The organism is Gemmobacter aquarius, from assembly GCF_003060865.1.
GTDB lineage: Bacteria > Pseudomonadota > Alphaproteobacteria > Rhodobacterales > Rhodobacteraceae > Paragemmobacter > Paragemmobacter aquarius.
The window spans coordinates 3,214,509-3,231,129 of record NZ_CP028918.1 but is presented as its reverse complement, the minus strand read 5'-3'; the positions used below and the strand labels follow the sequence as shown (position 1 = coordinate 3,231,129).

Sequence of the window (16,621 nt, the reverse complement as noted above, 5' to 3'; positions counted from 1 at the left end):
TGCCGTTCTAGGCGGGGAGTGGGCGCGTGCGGGCAGGGTTTCCGGTAGCCGCGAAGGGGATGGTGATCGGATTGCTCGGCGGGTCGTTCGATCCGGCGCATCGCGGGCATGTGCACATCACGCGCGAGGCGTTGAAACGGATGGGGCTGGACCGCGTGTGGTGGCTGGTGTCGCCCGGCAATCCGCTTAAGGAACACGGGCCTGCGCCGTTGGCGGACCGCATGGCGCGGGCGCGGGCGGTGATGCGCGACCCGCGGGTGGTGGTGACGGATCTGGAAGCGCGGCTTGGCACGGTGCGGACGGCGGATACGGTGGCGCGGTTGCAGGCGTTGTATCCGGGGGTGCGGTTTGTCTGGCTGATGGGTGCGGATAACCTCGGGCAATTCCATCGCTGGGAGCGGTGGCAAGAGATTTTGCGGCGCGTGCCGGTGGGGGTGCTGGCGCGGCCCGGTTGGGGCGTGCGCGCGCGCAACAGCGTGGCGGCGCGGGTGTTCAGCGGCGAGCGGGTCGGGCGGGGCGAGGTGTTGCGGATGCGCGGCGCGCCGGTCTGGTGTTTCGTGAACCTGCCGATGGACGGGTCATCGTCGAGCGAGATCCGGGCGCGGGGCGACTGGCGGCGTTAGCCGCTTGTCAAATCGAGCCCGCAAGAGCGGGCAAGCCATGAGCCGCGCTTTGGCGCGGCGGGTTCAGGGGGCGTTCCGCCCCCTCGGCGCAAAGCGCCTCACCCCCTGAGGATATTTGAGCCAGCGTGAAAGGGTGCGGGGTTGCGCGGAGCGGAGGTGTGCCGTTAGCCTCGGGTATGGTTTTCGGGAGATGCGGGTATGGTTTCGCGGCGGTCGGTTCTGGCGGGATTGCTGGCGGGGGTGGCATCGCCTGCGCTGGCCGAGGGTTTGCTGGTGTCGCCGCGCCCGCCTGTGCGCGATGGAGTGGTTGCCACTGCGGCTGGATCTGCCGATGCGCTGATCGCGGCGGCGGGCTTGGGCGGGGATGTCGGCTTCTGTCTGGCCGACGCGCGGACGGGCGAGATGCTCGAGGCGGTCCACGCGACCGACCCCTTGCCGCCTGCGAGCACGGCCAAGGTGATCACCTCGCTTTACGCTTTGGAGCGGTTGGGGACGGCGCATCGTTTCGTCACGCGGGTTGTGGCTTTGGGTCCCGTTTCGGGCGGGGTGGTGCAGGGCGATCTGGTGCTGGCGGGATCGGGTGATCCGGAGCTCGATACCGACGATCTGGGTGATCTGGCCGCGGCGCTGGCGCAGGCGGGTGTGCGCGGCGTGACGGGGCGGTTTCTGGTGGCGGGCGGGGCCTTGCCATGGATCGAGGAAATCGCCGCCGACCAGCCCGAGCATGTCGGGTATAATCCGGCGATCTCGGGGTTGAACCTGAACTACAACCGCGTGAATTTCGAATGGAAGCGGGATGGCGGCGGTTATGCGGTGCAGATGGATGCGCGGGGCGAACGCTTCGTGCCCTTGGTTCGCATGGCGCGGATGAAGGTGGTGGACCGCGAGGGGCCGCTCTTTACCTATAAGGCGCGGGGCGGGGCCGAGGATTGGACCGTGTCGCGCGGGGCGCTGGGCAAGGGTGGAAGCCGCTGGCTGCCGGTGCGGAACCCGGCACTTTACGCAGGCGAGGTGTTCCAGACGCTTTGCGCCGCGCAGGGGCTGCGCTTGCCCGAGCCTGTGGAAGCAGGGACGGTAACGGGCGGCATGGTGCTGGCGCAAGTGGTGGGTGACCCCTTGCCCGACGTGCTGAGGCGGATGTTGCGCTGGTCGACCAACCTGACGGCCGAGGTGATGGGGTTGTCTGCGAGCGGTGCGGGGGGCCTTGCGGACTCGGGCGGGGCGATGTCGGATTGGGCTCGGATGCGATTCGGGATGCAGGCGCGGTTCGTGGACCATTCGGGTCTGGGGGCGGCGTCGCGGGTTGCCCCGGTCGAGATGGTGCGGGCGCTGGTGGCGGCGCAGGGCACGCCGATGGGCGGGCCATTGAAGACGGTGCTGCGCGATCTGGGGATGAAGGGCGAGGACGGGGCGAAGATCGACAGTTCCGTCAGGGTGATCGGCAAGACGGGGACGCTGAATTTCGTGTCGGGGCTGGTGGGGTATATCCAGCCGCCGAAGGGGCGCGAGATGGCCTTCGCGATCTATTGCGCCGATACCACGCGCCGCGATGCTCTGTCGCGGGACGAGCGCGAGCAGCCTGCAGGCGGCAAGACCTGGCTCAAGAAGGCGCGGCGGTTGCAGGGGCAGTTGGTGAACCGCTGGGCGGGGCTTTATGTCTGAAGGGCGCTGCCCTTGCCCCTTCACCTTTGCCTAAATACTCATCTTTCGACGCGTCCGGCGCTGCTGACCTTGGCGGAAAGGGTGCCTCCCTCCCCCCGTGGGAGAGGGCCGGGGTGGGGGTCAGGGGGTCATGTGCCGCACGCGGGCGCCCCATTCGATGGCTGCGGCGTGCAGGCGGTCGATGCTCAGTTCCTCGCGCACCTCTTCGAGCATGCGAAGTTCGACCTCGTTGTGCTTGCCATCGGCGGTGACCACGTCGCAGGCGAGCGCATAGGCGGTCTCGTTCAGGCGTTCGGGCAGGGCATCGCGGATCAGGCCGAAGAGGGCGTCGAGGCCGTCTTCTTCCTCGAACAGGTCGAAGACGATCTGGCTGATGCGGCGGATGCGGTCGAGGTCGTAGCCTGCGAAAACCGGCATGTGGTTGACCATGCGCTGGATGGCGACGAGTTCGGCGGTGCGCATGTTCTCGTCCGAGGCCGAGCAGGCGACCATCACGGCGATCAGGGCGTCTTGGGGCGACATGGGCGACGATTCGGACACGGGTACGGATTCCTTATGGGTAAGCCCTTAGATTATTGACGCGGAGCGGGGGCGGCAATAGACGGACGCGATGTTTTGCCAAGGGCACGGGGCCTTTGGACCGGAATGGGATGCCCGCGATGTCTGCTTTGCGCGATGCTGCGATGAAATCGAAAGCCTGGCCCTTTGAAGAGGCCCGCGCCATCCTGAAACGCTACGAGAAGAAGGCGCCGGAAAAGGGATATGTGCTGTTCGAAACCGGCTATGGCCCGTCAGGCCTGCCGCATATCGGAACCTTTGGCGAGGTGGCGCGCACGACAATGATCCGCCGCGCCTTCGAGATTGTCAGCGACATCCCGACGCGGCTGATCTGCTTTTCCGACGATGTGGACGGAATGCGCAAGGTGCCCGAAAACGTGCCGCAGCAGGACATGTTGCGCCAGCATATGCAAAAGCCGCTGACCAGCGTGCCGGACCCTTATGGCGAGTATGACAGTTTCGGCGCGCATAACAACGCCATGCTGCGGCGTTTCCTCGACACTTTCGGGTTCGCATATGAATTCATTTCCGCGACCGAGTTTTACAAATCGGGACAGTTCGACGATACGTTGCGGCTGGCCGCCGAACGCTATGACGCGATCATGGCGATCATGTTGGCGTCGTTGCGGGACGAGCGGCAGAAGACCTATTCTGCCTTTCTGCCGATTCATCCGGTGACTGGGCGTGTGCTTTACGTGCCGATGAAAGAGGTGAACGCCAAGGATGGCACGATCACCTTTGACGACGAGGATGGCCGCGAATGGACGTTGCCGGTCACGGGCGGCAATGTGAAGCTGCAATGGAAGCCCGATTTCGGCGCGCGCTGGGCGGCGCTGGGTGTCGACTTCGAGATGTATGGCAAGGACCATTCCACCAACACCCCGATCTATGACGGGATTTGCGAAGTGCTGGGCGGGCGCAAGCCGAACCACATGACTTATGAGCTGTTCCTGGACGATCAGGGGCAGAAGATCAGCAAGTCCAAGGGCAACGGGCTGACCATCGACGAATGGCTGACCTATGCCGCGACCGAAAGCCTGTCGTATTTCATGTATCAAAAGCCCAAGACGGCGAAGCGGATGCATTTCGACGTGATCCCGCGGGCGGTGGACGAATATCACCAGCAATTGCGGGCTTACGGGGCGCAGGATGTCGACGCGCAGGTCAACAACCCGGTCTGGCATATCCACGGTGGCAACCCGCCCGCGTCGAAGATGGTGGTGCCGTTCTCGATGCTGCTCAATCTGGCGTCTGTGGCGGGGGCCAAGGATGCCAAGGGGCTGTGGGGCTTTATCCGGCGCTATGCGCCCGATGCCTCGCCCGAGGGCAACCCCGACCTCGACGCGGCGGCGGGCTTTGCGGTGCGTTATTTCGCCGACAAGATCGCGCCTACGCGGACGTTCCGCCTGCCGACCGATATGGAGCGGGCGGCGATGGATGACCTGCGCGCGCGGCTGGCGGCGTGGGACGGGGGCTTGGACGACGAGGCCTTGCAGTCGATGGTCTTTGCGGTGGGCAAGGAGCACGGGTTCGAGCCGCTGCGCGACTGGTTCAAGGCGCTTTACGAAGTTCTGCTGGGTGCATCGGACGGGCCTCGTTTCGGCGGGTTCGTGGCGCTTTACGGCGTGGACGAGACGGTTGCGCTGATGGATCGGGCCTTGCGCGGCGAATTGGTGGCCTGATCCGGCCATATATCGGCAGGATGCATTGACCGGGGGCAACCCCGGTCTAGGCTTTTCGTGATGCGTTTCGCGAAAGGAGCCAGCCGATGCGAACCCTTGCCTTGCGACTTGCCTTTCTGGTCTGCGCTGTCTTCGGCCTGATGCTGCCTGCGGCGGCGCAGGAAAGCCCGATGCAGCAGACGATCCTGAACCAGCTCGACGCCTTCAAGGCGGATGATTTCGAGCGGGCCTTCACCTATGCCTCGCCCACGATCAAGGGCATTTTCATGACGCCGCAGGCTTTTGGCGCGATGGTGACCCAAGGTTATCCGATGGTGCACCGGCCGGGCGAGGTGAAGATGCTCGGGTCGCGCGATGTGGCGGGGCGGCTGTGGCAGAAGGTGATGATCACCGATCAGGGCGGGCGGACGCATATGCTGGAATACCAGATGATTGACACGCCCGATGGCTGGCAGATCAACGCCGTCCAACTGCTGCCCGAACCGGGGGTCGGGGCCTGAGCCACGAATTTTCTGCGAAAATTCCCGCGAACCTGCTCGCGTTGTTGCCGGTTTCGTCGGTTTGCTTACGTCTTTCACGCTGGTCCAAATATCCCGGGGGGATGAGGCCATAGGCCGAAGGGGGCTGGCCCCCCTATCTTCTGGCCCCCCTATCTTCTGGCGCGCAGACTTGGGCGCTGCGCCTGATTTTTCGCAGAAAAATCGTGGGCGCGGGCGCAGCGTGCGGTGGGTTCGGGGCGGGTTAACCCCTGCTTGATACTTCCTTTGCCCTGACGCAACGGGCGAGGGTGACGGGATGAACAAGGCGATTACCGACGGGCTGGTCTTGATGCCGCCTGCGTTTGCAGCGGGCTTGAACCTTTGGTCGCGTGAGGAGGGGATGCCGGGGCAGGGCAGTTGGGCTGCACAGCCCAACGCGGCTTTCGTGCCCGCCGATCAGGATTTCGGCGGCTGTCTGGAACTGCAAAAGACCACGACGACGCAGAAGCTGCGCTCGTTCCAGCGCATTCCCTTTCTGCCCGGCATGTATCTGCGGGTGACTGCGCGGGTGAAATGCGTGGCAGGAAACTTTCCGCAGGTCCGCATCGCCGGTTTTGCCGAAGCCGCGAACGGGACCAACGTGACAAGTGCTGTGCAGGTCGGGCCTTCGGTGGCGCTGACCGCCTATGGCTCGGTGGTGACGGTGCAGGCGATCATCGGGTCGGGTAACCGGGGCGGGGTGGACATGGTCTGGGGCACGGCCCCGGCATTCGGCCATTTCGGGATTGATCTGACCGGGCCTTCGGGCGGAGTGGTGCGGATCGATGATATCGTGGTCGAGGATGTGACCGAGGTTTTCCTGCGTAATCTGCTCGACTGGGTCGATGTGCGCGATTACGGCGCGCGGGGCGACGGGGTGACCGACGACACGGCGGCTTTCGCGGCGGCGGATGCGGCGGCGAACGGGCGGTCGGTGATGGTGTCGGAGGGCAATTACGCGATTGCGGGCAACCTGACCTTCAACAACGCGGTGCGCTTTCAGGGCCGGTTGGTGATGCCTGCCGCTTCGCGGCTGATCTGCACGCGGAATTACGATCTCGACACCTATGCGGCGGCCTTCGGGTCGGAGCTTGCGGGGTTCAGGAAGGCGTTGCAGGCGCTGTTCTATTTCTCGGACCATGTGACGCTGGATCTGTCGGGGCGGCGCGTCGATCTGGTCGAGCCGCTGGATGTGGCGGCCATCGCGGGGCTGACCAGCCTGACGCAGCGGCGCGTGCTGATGAACGGGCAGTTGAACGCCGTGGCGGGGGCGGCCTGGGATACGGCGGTGTCGACATCGGTCGCGACCTATGCCGTCACGGCGCCCACGCGGCTGACGGGGGTGCAGAATGTGGCCAATATTCCGGTCGGTGCGCGGGTCAGCGGCACGGGCGTGGGGCGCGAGGTTTACGTTTCGGGCAGGAACGTGGGGGCGGGGACGCTGGAGTTGAGCCAGCCGCTTTTTGCCGCCGCTGGCACGCGGACGTTCACCTTTGAACGCTATCGCTACCTGCTCGACTTCAGCGGGTTCCAGAACCTGACGCGCTTTGAAATCCGCGAGATCGAGTTCAACGGCAATGGCGAGGCCTCGTGCCTGATGCTGCCGATGGTGGGGCTGGCGAACCGGATCGAGAATGCGGTGTTCAACCGGCCCAAGGACCGCGGGATCACCTCGATCGGGTCGGGATGTCAGGGGATGATGGTCGACACCTGCCAGTTCCTGTCGAACGAGCAGCCCTTGCCCGCGCAGAACCGCACCACGATTGCGATGAACGTGAATGCCAACGACACCAAGATACGCGACAACCGCGTGGTGCGCTTTGCCACCTTTGCCGTAATGGCGGGGGCGGGGCACATGTTCATCGGCAACCACTTCTTCCAGGGCGACGACCAGACCGACGGCACGCGGCGGGCGGGGGTGGTGCTGACCTCGCCCAACGTCAAGACGCTGTTCAGCGGCAATTACGTCGACAATTGCTTCATCGAATGGTCGAACGAGCATGAAGCGGTGCCTGCGCTGGTGTCTTCGGGCTTTTCTTTCGGCGGGCTGACGATCAGCGGCAACATCTTTACGGTGAACGATGTGGCGGCGTCGTTCCGCTGGCTGGTGGTCACGCCGCGCGGGGCGGGGCATTTCATCAACGGGCTGACCATAACCGACAATGCGTTCCGCACGGTGAATGGCGGGATCGACCGTGTGGACCGGATGGATACAACCTTTGCGTCGCTCGATACCGGGCGGTATCGCAACATCGTGTTCGAGGCCAATGCCTATAACGGTGTGGCGCAGATTACCATGTCGCCGCTGGAAATCGAACATACCCAGACCACGGCGGCGGATACCTGGGTTGTCGAGGGCGGGGGGTTCTTTCCCTTTGGCGGGCGGGCGCGGAATGTCACGGGAATCGTGGCCGAAGGGGCTGTGACCAATGCGTCGAACGTGGCGCAATATGCGATGCCCTTTACGCTGACCGAGCAGGGGGCCGCGAATACGCAGGTGCATTTGCGCTGGCCTGTCGCGGTGCGGGGCAAGGTGAATGTGACCATCCGCTGCGACAACCCCACCTGAGGGTTTTGCCGGGTTTCGGGGCGGTCCTGCGGGGCCGCCCTTTTTGCCAAACGGAGCGCGGCCAAGGGGCCGCGCGCTGCATTTACTCGCCTTCGGCTCGCAGAGGGGGGCGTTTGCCGCCCCCGTCGCGGTTCCCGCGCCCCCCCCTGCAGGATATTTGAGCCAAGGAGAAGCAGGGCGGGGGTCAGAGCAGGGTTTCGGGGTCGAGGCGGTGGGCCTTGCCGAAGCCTGCGTTCAGGAAGGCCGAGACGAGGGTGAAGCGGACAAAGGCGAAATCGGCGAAGTCGATGTAGAGTTTGGCCTTTGGGTGGGTGGCGAGCCAGTGGTCGCGCAGGGCGGGGCGGGCGGGGTCGGCTGCGGCGATGAAGGTTGCGGCCGCTTTCAGCATCAGGCGCGGGTGGGTGAGCGGGTCGCCCTTTGGCCCCGGTTCACCGAGCAGAAGGGCGCAGGCGGGGTTGGCGGCAAGCGCCGCGAAATGCGGGGCGAGGTTCGAGATCAGGGTAAGCGGTCCTGCGGGCGAGGTGCCAAAGGCGATGCGGCTAATGGCGGGGGTGCCATCGGCATCGGTCACGGCGAGGGCGGCGTGGGGTTGCGCGAGGAGCGCCCGTGCGAGGGCTATGGCGTCGGGCGTGGCGTCTTGGATGGGATCGCGGGGCATCGGGGGCCTTTTATTCGGGCAGGCAAGGGTAGCGCGGGTCTTGGGTCGGGCGCAACTTTTCGAAGTTGCGGAACGGTATGGATCGCGCACAGCCCGCCCTGCCGGAAGCCTTGCGCCGCTGTTTTGCGATGGATTGGCGCCATTGCCTCGAACACGTTGACTTTGCCCGCTTGCAGGCATTTGCTGCCGGCATTCCAACATGGTCCAGACATTATGACCGCTTCCGTCCCCCTGCCGCAGTTTCTGCCCAAGATCGTGACCGTCTGGCGCGAGGGGTACCGATGGGCCGATCTTCGCGCCGATGCGGTGGCGGGGCTGACGGTGGCGATCGTCGCCCTGCCGCTTTCGATGGCGATCGCGATTGCAAGCGGGGTCGGGCCGGAGCGGGGGCTTTACACCACCATCGTGGGCGGGTTCCTCGTGTCGGCGCTTGGCGGGTCGCGGTATCAGATCGGCGGGCCTGCGGGGGCCTTTATCGTGCTGGTCGCGGCCTGCGTGATGGCGACGGGGGTGGAGGGGTTGATATTGGCCACCTTTCTGTCCGGGTTCCTGCTGGTCGCGGCGGGGGCGTTGCGGCTGGGGACATATGTGCGGTTCATTCCCTATCCGGTGACGGTGGGGTTCACGGCGGGGATCGCGGTGATCATCTTTGCCAGCCAGTTGCGCGACCTGTTGGGGTTGACGCTGCCGGGGGGCGAGCCTGCGGCCTTTGTGGCCAAGGTTCAGGCGCTTTGGGCGGCGCGGGGGACGGTGACGCCTGCGGCTTTGGCGGTGGCGGCGGGCGTGGTGGCGGTCATTCAGGGCGTCAAGCGGTGGCGGCCGGGTTGGCCGGGGATGCTGGTGGCGGTGGGCGCGGCGTCTGTTCTTGTCGCCGTGCTGGGGGTGGATGTGGCGACCATCGGGTCGAAGTTCGGCGAATTGCCACGGGTGCCGCCTGCGCCTGCCTTGCCCGTGTTGGACGCGGGCAAGCTGTGGGCGGCGCTGCCTTGGGCGCTGTCGTTCACGCTGCTGGGGGCGATTGAATCGCTTTTGTCGGCGGTGGTGGCGGACGGGATGAGCGGGCGGCAGCATCGCAGCAATGCCGAGTTGGTGGCGCAGGGGGTGGCGAACATCGGGTCGGCGCTGTTCGGCGGTTTTTGCGTGACCGGAACGATTGCCCGGACGGCGACGAATGTGCGTGCCGGATCGCGGGGGCCGGTGTCGGGGATGCTGCATGCGCTGTTCGTGCTGGCCTTCATGCTGGTGGCGGCACCCTTGGCGGGGTTCATTCCGCTGGCCGCTTTGGCGGGGGTGCTGGCGGTGGTCGCGTGGAACATGGCCGAGAAGGAAGAATTCTGGCAGCTGTTGCGGTCGGGGCGGGCCGAGGCGGCGGTGCTGCTGGTGACCTTTGGCCTTGTGGTGTTCCGTGACCTGACCGAGGGCATAGTGGCGGGCTTCGCGCTGGGGGGCCTTGTGTTCATCGCGCGCATGTCGGAGGCGGCCGAGGTCGAGGGCGAGATGCCCTTTGCAACCGATGATGGTGACCGCGTGATTTGCCGGATGCGGGGGCCATGGTTCTTTGGCGCCGCGGCGCGGCTGGGATCGGTCTTGGAGCGCATCGCGGATCGGCCGCGCGAGTTCGTGGTGGACCTGACCGATGTGCCGATGGTGGATTCGTCAGGCGTGCGGTCGTTCCTGCTTTTGGGCCGCAAGCTGGCGCGGCGGGGCGGGCGGCTGGTGATCGTGGGGGCGCGGCCAGCGGTGGCTGACGCGTTCCGGCACCACGGGGTCGAGGCGCGGTTCCTGCCCGATCTGGCCGCGCTGGATGTGAGCGCAAACAGCGCAGGCGGGTGATTCGCCCGCGATTCGTGAAGGCTTGATGAACCTTGGCGCACAGAGGTTGCGGCAAATCGCGCCATTGGGGTGCGAGGCGGACAGCCGTTCTTTTTCTGCCTGCGTGGTAGGCAAAACGAGCAGATCACATGCTGTTGAATGCATTGTGATTTTGGCGGACTTTACCGAACGTTGACAGATTTCACCGACTTTCTGTGAATTTATTTACAGAAAAATCGTTGCGGCAATTAGAGTTAGATGTAAATTGACGATCAGGTTATGGTGCAATCGGGTTCGGGGGATGGTCTTTTGACCGCCCGATTGCAAACGGGTGACGGCCCGTGATCCTTGGAGGACTGACTATGGCGGATACCGCGCAAGCAACGGGGGCTTACACGGCCTCGGCCGATTTCATCGCAAAGGCGCATATCGATGCGGCGGGATACGAGCGGATGTATGCCGCTTCGGTTGCCGATCCGGATGCGTTCTGGCGCGAGGAAGGCCAGCGGATCGACTGGATCAAGGATTACGCCACGGTCAAGAATTCGACCTTTGAGTACGGCAAGGTGTCGATCAAGTGGTTCGAGGATGGCACGCTGAACGTGTCGGCCAATTGCATCGACCGGCATATGGCGACCCGTGCGAACCAGACGGCGATCATCTGGGAGCCGGATGATCCGAAGGTGCCGGCGCTGCATATCAGCTACGCGCAACTGCTGGAGCAGACCTGCCGCATGGCCAATGTGCTGAAGGCGCATGGCGTGCAAAAGGGCGACCGCGTGGTGCTGTATCTGCCGATGATCCCCGAGGCGGCCTATGCGATGCTGGCCTGCGCGCGGATCGGGGCGATCCATTCGGTGGTGTTCGGTGGGTTCTCGCCGGATGCGCTGGCGAACCGGATCAACGATTCCGAGGCCAAGGTGGTGATTACCGCCGATTTCGCCCCGCGCGGGGGGAAGAAGACGGCGCTGAAAAGCAACACGGATCAGGCGCTGCTGCATTGCAAGGATTCGGTGAAGTGCCTTGTGGTCAAGCACACCGGCGACCAGACGCATTGGACCGAAGGGCGCGATTTCGACGTCAAGGCGGAAATGGCGGCGGCAAAGCCCTATTGCGCCTATACCGAAGTGGGGGCGGAAGACCCGCTCTTCATTCTGTATACCAGCGGATCGACGGGAAAGCCCAAGGGGGTTGTCCATACCTCGGGCGGGTATCTGGTCTATGCGTCGATGACGCATAAATACACCTTTGATTACCACGACGGCGACGTGTTCTGGTGCACCGCCGATGTGGGTTGGGTGACGGGGCACAGCTATATCGTCTACGGGCCGCTGGCCAATGGCGCGACCACGATCATGTTCGAGGGCGTGCCGACCTATCCCGATGCCGGGCGGTTCTGGGAGGTTTGCGCCAAGCACAAGGTGACGCAGTTCTACACCGCGCCGACCGCCATTCGCAGCCTGATGGGCATGGGAACGGAGTGGGTTGAAAAGCACGACCTGTCCAGCCTGCGCTTGCTGGGGACGGTGGGCGAGCCGATCAACCCCGAGGCGTGGAACTGGTATAACGTGAATGTCGGCAAGGGGCGCTGCCCGATTGTCGATACCTTCTGGCAGACCGAAACCGGCGGGCATCTGATCACGCCGCTGCCGGGGGCCATTCCGCAAAAGCCGGGGTCGGCCACCAAGCCGTTCTTCGGGATCAAGCCGGTGGTGCTGGACCCCGCGAACGCCGCGTTGCAGACGGCGGTCGAGGCGGATGGCGTTCTGTGCATCACCGACAGCTGGCCGGGGATGATGCGGACGCTGTGGGGCGACCATGCGCGCTTCGAAGAGGCCTATTTCAGCCAGTATCGCGGCTATTATTTCACCGGCGACGGCTGCCGCCGCGACGGCGACGGGTATTACTGGATCACCGGCCGCGTGGATGACGTGATCAACGTTTCCGGTCACCGGATGGGCACGGCCGAGGTGGAATCGGCGCTGGTCGCCCATGCACAGGTGGCCGAGGCTGCGGTGGTGGGCTATCCGCATGACATCAAGGGGCAGGGCATCTATGCCTATGTCACGCTGATGCGCGGGGTCGAGCCGACCGAGGCGTTGCGTAAGGAGCTGGAGGCATGGGTGCGGACCGAGATCGGGCCGATTGCCAAGCCGGACCTGATCCAATGGGCGCCGGGCCTGCCGAAAACGCGGTCGGGCAAGATCATGCGGCGGATTTTGCGCAAGATCGCCGAGAATGATTTCGGCGCTTTGGGCGATACCTCGACCCTTGCCGATCCGAGTGTGGTGGATGACCTGATCGCCAACCGGATGAATAAGGCATGAGCGACGGGGGTATCAGCGAGGTCATGGCCAAGCCTGCCGTGCTGATCCTGCTCGGGCCACCCGGCGCGGGCAAGGGGACGCAGGCGCGGATGCTGGAGGAGGATTTCGGTCTGGTCCAGCTTTCGACCGGCGACCTTTTGCGCGCCGCCGTGGCTGCGGGGACCGAGGCCGGAAAGCAGGCCCGCGCGGTGATGGACGCGGGGCAGCTGGTGTCGGATGCGATCGTGCTGGCGATCCTGCGCGACCGGATGGCGGCGCCCGATGTGGGCAAGGGCGTGATCCTCGACGGGTTTCCGCGTACTGACGGGCAGGCTGCGGCGCTGGACGCGCTGCTGGCCGAGGCGGGGCAAAGCGTGACTGCCGCGATCAGCCTTGAGGTGGACGACGAGGCGATGATCGGTCGCGTGTCGGGCCGCTATACCTGCGCCGGGTGCGGCGAGGGGTATCACGACGAATTCAAGCAACCCGCGACGGCGGGTGTTTGCGACAAATGCGGCGGGACGGCGATGAAGCGCCGGGCCGACGACAATGCCGAAACGGTGCGCGAGAGGCTGAAGGCCTATCACGCCCAGACGGCTCCGCTGATCGCCTATTACGAAGGCATGGGTCTGCTGCACCGGATCGACGCGATGGGGTCCATCGCCGGTATCAGGGCGGGGCTGGCTGCCATCGTGAAGGGCGTGGCGGCCTGACAACGGAGGGCATGTCCGACGTTCGGGCATGGCAGGGAAGGAGACGGTCCGCGCCGGTGGAAAGTTCCGCAAGGGACAGGCGGTGCGGGGCGCAATTGAAGGGTAAGCGGCCCAGTCGAGGCCGACAACAAGGAGGGAAGCCTTTATGGCAACTACGGAAATGAACGTCAGGGACCGGTCGCGTCCCATGACCGGAGAGGAAAAGAAGGTTATCCTTGCTTCCTCGGCTGGCACCATCTTCGAATGGTATGATTTCTATCTTTACGGCTCGCTCGCGGCGATCATCGGCGCGCAGTTCTTCACGCCGTTCCCGGAAGCCACGCGCAACGTCTTTGCGCTGCTGGCCTTTGCTGCCGGCTTTATCGTGCGTCCGTTCGGCGCGCTGGTCTTCGGGTCGCTGGGTGACCTGATCGGCCGGAAGTACACCTTCCTGATGACGATCCTGATCATGGGTGTCTCGACGTTCATCGTCGGCCTGCTGCCCAACTATTATTCGTGGGGCGTGGCTGCTCCGATCATCCTGATTGCGCTGCGAATGCTGCAGGGTCTGGCACTGGGTGGTGAATACGGCGGTGCCGCAGTCTATGTGGCCGAACACGCGCCTGCCAACCAGCGCGGCTACTTCACGGCCTTTATCCAGACCACGGCGACGCTGGGTCTGCTGCTTTCGCTGATCGTCATCCTGTCGGTTCAGGGCTATGTGAACGGCGCCTATCCGGACCAGCCGGTTCTGGATGCTGCCGGTGCCGCGCTGATGAACGCAGATGGCACGCCGCAGATGATGAAAGCCTTTAACGCATGGGGCTGGCGTATTCCTTTCCTCGGGTCGATCTTCCTGCTGCTTATCTCGCTTTATATCCGCGTGCAGATGAACGAATCGCCCGCCTTCAAGAAGATGAAGGAAGAGGGTTCGGCCTCGAAGGCGCCGCTGCGCGAAGCCTTCGGCACCTGGAAGAACGGCAAGATCGCGTTGATCGCGCTGTTCGGTCTGGTCGCAGGGCAAGCCGTGGTCTGGTATTCGGGCCAGTTCTACGCGCTGTTCTTCATGCAGAACGTGATCAAGGTCGACAGCTTCACCGCCAACGTTCTGGTGGCGTGGTCGCTGATCCTCGGCACGGGTGGTTTCCTGTTCTTCGGCGCGCTGTCGGACCGGATCGGCCGTAAGCCGATCATCCTTGCGGGCTGCCTGATCGCCGCGCTGACCTATCAGATCGTCTTCCCGCTGCTGACCAAGACCGCCAACCCGGTCCTCTACGCAGCGCACCAGACGCCGGTGACGGTGACCGCCGATCCGGAAAACTGCTCGTTCCAGTTCAACCCTGTCGGGACGGCCAAGTTCACCAATTCCTGCGACATCGCCAAGGCGCTGTTGTCGCGGTCGTCGGTGAACTACGAGACCGTTCCGGCTGACGCGGGCGCTCTGGCTGTGATCAAGGTCGGCGAGACCGAGATCCCGTCCTATGTCGGTGCGGAAAACGCTGCTGCCGTGGCGGAACTGACCGCCGCGCTGGAAACGGCCAAGGCCGGAACCGATCAGGCTGCCATCGACGCCGCACAGGCTGCGCTGGATGCCGAGAAGGGCAAGCCTGCCGCCTTTACCAAGGCTGTGAACGACGCTTTGACCGCTGCGGGCTATCCGTTGGTGGCCAAGGACAACACCTCGGTTGCGGTGGCGCAGAACTTCTTCGACATCTTCACCGCGCAGAAACTGACGATCGTTGCCATCCTGACCTATCTGATCCTGCTGGTGACGATGGTGTACGGCCCGATTGCAGCCATGCTGGTCGAACTGTTCCCGACCCGTATCCGCTATTCGGGTCTGTCGCTGCCCTACCACATCGGCAACGGCTGGTTCGGTGGACTGATGCCTGCGACCGCCTTTGCGATCTCGGCGCAGTCGGGGTCGGTGTACGGTGGCCTGTGGTATCCGATCGTGATCGCGCTTGCGACCGTGGTGATCGGGACGCTGTTCGTGCCGGGCAATACGCACAAGAAGGACATCTTCAAGGATTGATCCTTGGGTGACTTATGACAGGGGCGCGCTTCGGTGGCGCCCCTGTCGTCTTTGGCCGGGCGAGTCCCTACATGGATATGAACCCATCCTTTGCCTTGCAGGTGCGTCATGGACCCCGGTAACGCGTCAGTTTCGCCCGGATACCGGGTTCTGGTCGTCGAGGATGACGACAATATCGCGACCGCCCTGCACTATGTGGTGAGCCGCGAGGGAATGGCCTGCGACCGCGTCTCGAATGGCGGTTTCGCTTTGGCGCATATACGGGCAACGCGGCCCGATCTGGTGCTTCTCGACGTCATGCTGCCCGAGGTTTCGGGCTACGATATCTGCGTCGCGATCAGGACCGATCCGGCGATTTCGGGTACGCGTGTGCTCATGATGACCGCGCGCGGTTCGGCGCAGGAGCAACGCCGCGCGCTGGAACAGGGGGCAGACGGTTTCATCGCCAAGCCCTTCGATCTGGGCAAGCTGCGCGGTGAGGTTTGGCGACTGCTGTCGCCCCCGACGGGCTGAGCCTAGCCGCGCAGACGGTTATAGAGCGACCAGAGGCCGAGCACGATGCCGAGGATGATGCTGTTGGCGACGAGGCCCGCAGCGATCTGCCGCCACATCGGTTCACCCATACCCGTGGTCAGGGTGACGGGTATGATGACAGCCACGAACGCCACGCCCGAGGCGAGCGGGACCAAAGTTCCCGTGACGGGGCGCGTGCGCATCATCGTGTAGACGAGACCGATCAGCAGGACGATGCGGAACGGGTCGGTCAACTGGGAAAAGAGCAACTGTCCAAGGGTCATATGCGTCTCCTGCGATTGGCTTCAACCTAACGGAGCGCCGCGCCGTGCGCCATGCCCTTCGTCGCTTTGTCGTTGGTGGCGATGGTGACGCAGACCGACCTGACGCGGTTTCAGGCGATATCGTCGGCGCAGTTCGTGCGCGATGCGGCGGTGGCCGAAGGGGTGGCCGATCTGGCTGTCTTGACGGCGCGGATACCGAAACTGCTCGTGCCAGCCGCTGCGGGTGTGGAAGGAATACTTCGCGGGTTGGGTGGCAAAGCCCGATCCGATGGCGCAGATGCTGGCTTCGGTCATGTTCGATCTGCGGCCCATCGGGGGCGAGGCGGGGTTGTTTGCCGATTTGCAGGCGGAAACGCTGGAGATGGCGGCGCGCAATTCGATCTTTGTCGCGCATATGGTTGGCAATTCGCTGAAACACGCGCCGCCCTTGGGCCTGTTGCGCGGCTTTGCCACGATCCGGTCGGGCGAGCACAAGAACCATATCGACATGAAGCACAACGGGGTTGTGCCGGTCACCGGTCTGGGGCGGGTCTATGCGCTGGTCGGGCGGCTGACGGCGGCAAATACGCGCAAGCGGCTTGAAGCGGCGGAGGCGGCGGGGATCATCTCGGCTTCCGGGGCGCGCGACCTGATCGAGGCTTACGACCTGATCGCCCGCAGGCGGCTGGCCAATCAGGCCGACCAGATAAGGGCGGGCGAAAAGCACTGT

At 64.5% G+C, this 16,621-nt stretch carries 14 protein-coding genes and 1 pseudogene; 11 read left to right on the top strand and 4 right to left on the bottom strand.

Features of this window, described 5'->3' with window-relative positions; translation table 11 throughout:
- Window positions 1-26: 26 nt before the first annotated feature.
- Together HYN69_RS15565 and dacB are read left to right on the top strand one after the other, a co-directional pair.
- The gene (locus HYN69_RS15565) at window positions 27-623 is read left to right on the top strand and encodes a nicotinate-nucleotide adenylyltransferase (protein ID WP_108436546.1); all 597 of its coding nucleotides are present in this window, start codon (window positions 27-29) and stop codon (window positions 621-623) included.
- Between the two features lie 198 nt (window positions 624-821).
- The gene (gene dacB, locus HYN69_RS15560; RefSeq protein WP_108436545.1) at window positions 822-2,285 is read left to right on the top strand and encodes a D-alanyl-D-alanine carboxypeptidase/D-alanyl-D-alanine endopeptidase; all 1,464 of its coding nucleotides are present in this window, start codon (window positions 822-824) and stop codon (window positions 2,283-2,285) included.
- 120 nt (window positions 2,286-2,405) lie between these two features.
- Here the strand turns inward: dacB and HYN69_RS15555 are convergent, their stop codons facing one another.
- Window positions 2,406-2,807: a tellurite resistance TerB family protein gene (locus HYN69_RS15555; protein ID WP_174213665.1), complete on the bottom strand. Its 402-nt coding sequence runs from the start codon at window positions 2,805-2,807 to the stop codon at window positions 2,406-2,408.
- A 137-nt stretch (window positions 2,808-2,944) separates the two neighbouring features.
- Here HYN69_RS15555 and HYN69_RS15550 point away from each other — a divergent pair, with 137 nt between their 5' ends.
- The 3 genes from HYN69_RS15550 to HYN69_RS15540 all read left to right on the top strand — a co-directional run bounded on the left by HYN69_RS15550 (window position 2,945) and on the right by HYN69_RS15540 (window position 7,612).
- A complete protein-coding gene (locus HYN69_RS15550; protein ID WP_108437253.1) occupies window positions 2,945-4,525 on the top strand; it encodes a lysine--tRNA ligase in 1,581 nt (526 codons plus the stop codon).
- A gap of 86 nt (window positions 4,526-4,611) precedes the next feature.
- Entirely contained in the window at window positions 4,612-5,025 is a 414-nt protein-coding gene (locus tag HYN69_RS15545; RefSeq protein WP_108436543.1) for a DUF4864 domain-containing protein, read from the top strand.
- 295 nt (window positions 5,026-5,320) lie between these two features.
- On the top strand, window positions 5,321-7,612 hold the full coding sequence (locus tag HYN69_RS15540) for a glycosyl hydrolase family 28-related protein (protein WP_108436542.1): 2,292 nt from the start codon (window positions 5,321-5,323) through the stop codon (window positions 7,610-7,612).
- A gap of 184 nt (window positions 7,613-7,796) precedes the next feature.
- Here the strand turns inward: HYN69_RS15540 and HYN69_RS15535 are convergent, their stop codons facing one another.
- A complete protein-coding gene (locus HYN69_RS15535; RefSeq protein WP_108436541.1) occupies window positions 7,797-8,270 on the bottom strand; it encodes a pyridoxamine 5'-phosphate oxidase family protein in 474 nt (157 codons plus the stop codon).
- 213 nt (window positions 8,271-8,483) lie between these two features.
- Between HYN69_RS15535 and HYN69_RS15530 the strand changes: the two genes are divergently transcribed.
- The 5 genes from HYN69_RS15530 to HYN69_RS15510 all read left to right on the top strand — a co-directional run bounded on the left by HYN69_RS15530 (window position 8,484) and on the right by HYN69_RS15510 (window position 15,628).
- Window positions 8,484-10,103 (top strand): SulP family inorganic anion transporter, encoded by a 1,620-nt coding sequence (locus HYN69_RS15530; protein WP_174213630.1) that lies wholly within the window; start codon window positions 8,484-8,486, stop codon window positions 10,101-10,103.
- A 341-nt stretch (window positions 10,104-10,444) separates the two neighbouring features.
- Entirely contained in the window at window positions 10,445-12,409 is a 1,965-nt protein-coding gene (gene acs / locus HYN69_RS15525; protein WP_108436540.1) for an acetate--CoA ligase, read from the top strand.
- Window positions 12,406-13,101 (top strand): adenylate kinase, encoded by a 696-nt coding sequence (locus HYN69_RS15520; protein ID WP_230426439.1) that lies wholly within the window; start codon window positions 12,406-12,408, stop codon window positions 13,099-13,101. Before acs ends, HYN69_RS15520 begins: the two co-directional genes overlap by 4 nt.
- A 145-nt stretch (window positions 13,102-13,246) precedes the next feature.
- Window positions 13,247-15,115, top strand: coding sequence for an MFS transporter (locus tag HYN69_RS15515; protein ID WP_216824615.1), 1,869 nt, complete (start codon window positions 13,247-13,249; stop codon window positions 15,113-15,115).
- 108 nt (window positions 15,116-15,223) lie between these two features.
- A complete protein-coding gene (locus HYN69_RS15510; RefSeq protein WP_108436538.1) occupies window positions 15,224-15,628 on the top strand; it encodes a response regulator transcription factor in 405 nt (134 codons plus the stop codon).
- 2 nt (window positions 15,629-15,630) lie between these two features.
- Here HYN69_RS15510 and HYN69_RS15505 read toward each other — a convergent pair whose 3' ends face one another.
- Both HYN69_RS15505 and HYN69_RS21960 read right to left on the bottom strand, forming a co-directional pair.
- Window positions 15,631-15,912: a hypothetical protein gene (locus tag HYN69_RS15505; RefSeq protein WP_108436537.1), complete on the bottom strand. Its 282-nt coding sequence runs from the start codon at window positions 15,910-15,912 to the stop codon at window positions 15,631-15,633.
- Window positions 15,913-15,933: 21 nt separating this feature from the next.
- Window positions 15,934-16,206, bottom strand: coding sequence for a hypothetical protein (locus HYN69_RS21960; RefSeq protein WP_407925233.1), 273 nt, complete (start codon window positions 16,204-16,206; stop codon window positions 15,934-15,936).
- Here HYN69_RS21960 and HYN69_RS15500 point away from each other — a divergent pair.
- Window positions 16,121-16,612: pseudogene (locus HYN69_RS15500) on the top strand (putative nucleotidyltransferase substrate binding domain-containing protein); the annotation flags it as partial. The gene HYN69_RS21960 and the pseudogene HYN69_RS15500 sit on opposite strands and share 86 nt — an antisense overlap.
- Window positions 16,613-16,621: the final 9 nt, after the last annotated feature.

Coding starts and splice junctions, on each gene's coding strand:
- dacB (WP_108436545.1), top strand. CDS start 822: ATGGTTTCGCGGCGGTCGGTTCTGGCGGGATTGCTGGCGGGGGTGGCA.
- HYN69_RS15520 (WP_230426439.1), top strand. CDS start 12,406: ATGAGCGACGGGGGTATCAGCGAGGTCATGGCCAAGCCTGCCGTGCTG.
- acs (WP_108436540.1), top strand. CDS start 10,445: ATGGCGGATACCGCGCAAGCAACGGGGGCTTACACGGCCTCGGCCGAT.
- HYN69_RS15515 (WP_216824615.1), top strand. CDS start 13,247: ATGGCAACTACGGAAATGAACGTCAGGGACCGGTCGCGTCCCATGACC.
- HYN69_RS15545 (WP_108436543.1), top strand. CDS start 4,612: ATGCGAACCCTTGCCTTGCGACTTGCCTTTCTGGTCTGCGCTGTCTTC.
- HYN69_RS15510 (WP_108436538.1), top strand. CDS start 15,224: ATGGACCCCGGTAACGCGTCAGTTTCGCCCGGATACCGGGTTCTGGTC.
- HYN69_RS15540 (WP_108436542.1), top strand. CDS start 5,321: ATGAACAAGGCGATTACCGACGGGCTGGTCTTGATGCCGCCTGCGTTT.
- HYN69_RS15530 (WP_174213630.1), top strand. CDS start 8,484: ATGACCGCTTCCGTCCCCCTGCCGCAGTTTCTGCCCAAGATCGTGACC.
- HYN69_RS15550 (WP_108437253.1), top strand. CDS start 2,945: ATGTCTGCTTTGCGCGATGCTGCGATGAAATCGAAAGCCTGGCCCTTT.
- HYN69_RS15535 (WP_108436541.1), bottom strand. CDS start 8,270: ATGCCCCGCGATCCCATCCAAGACGCCACGCCCGACGCCATAGCCCTC.
- HYN69_RS21960 (WP_407925233.1), bottom strand. CDS start 16,206: ATGACCGAAGCCAGCATCTGCGCCATCGGATCGGGCTTTGCCACCCAA.
- HYN69_RS15505 (WP_108436537.1), bottom strand. CDS start 15,912: ATGACCCTTGGACAGTTGCTCTTTTCCCAGTTGACCGACCCGTTCCGC.
- HYN69_RS15555 (WP_174213665.1), bottom strand. CDS start 2,807: ATGTCGCCCCAAGACGCCCTGATCGCCGTGATGGTCGCCTGCTCGGCC.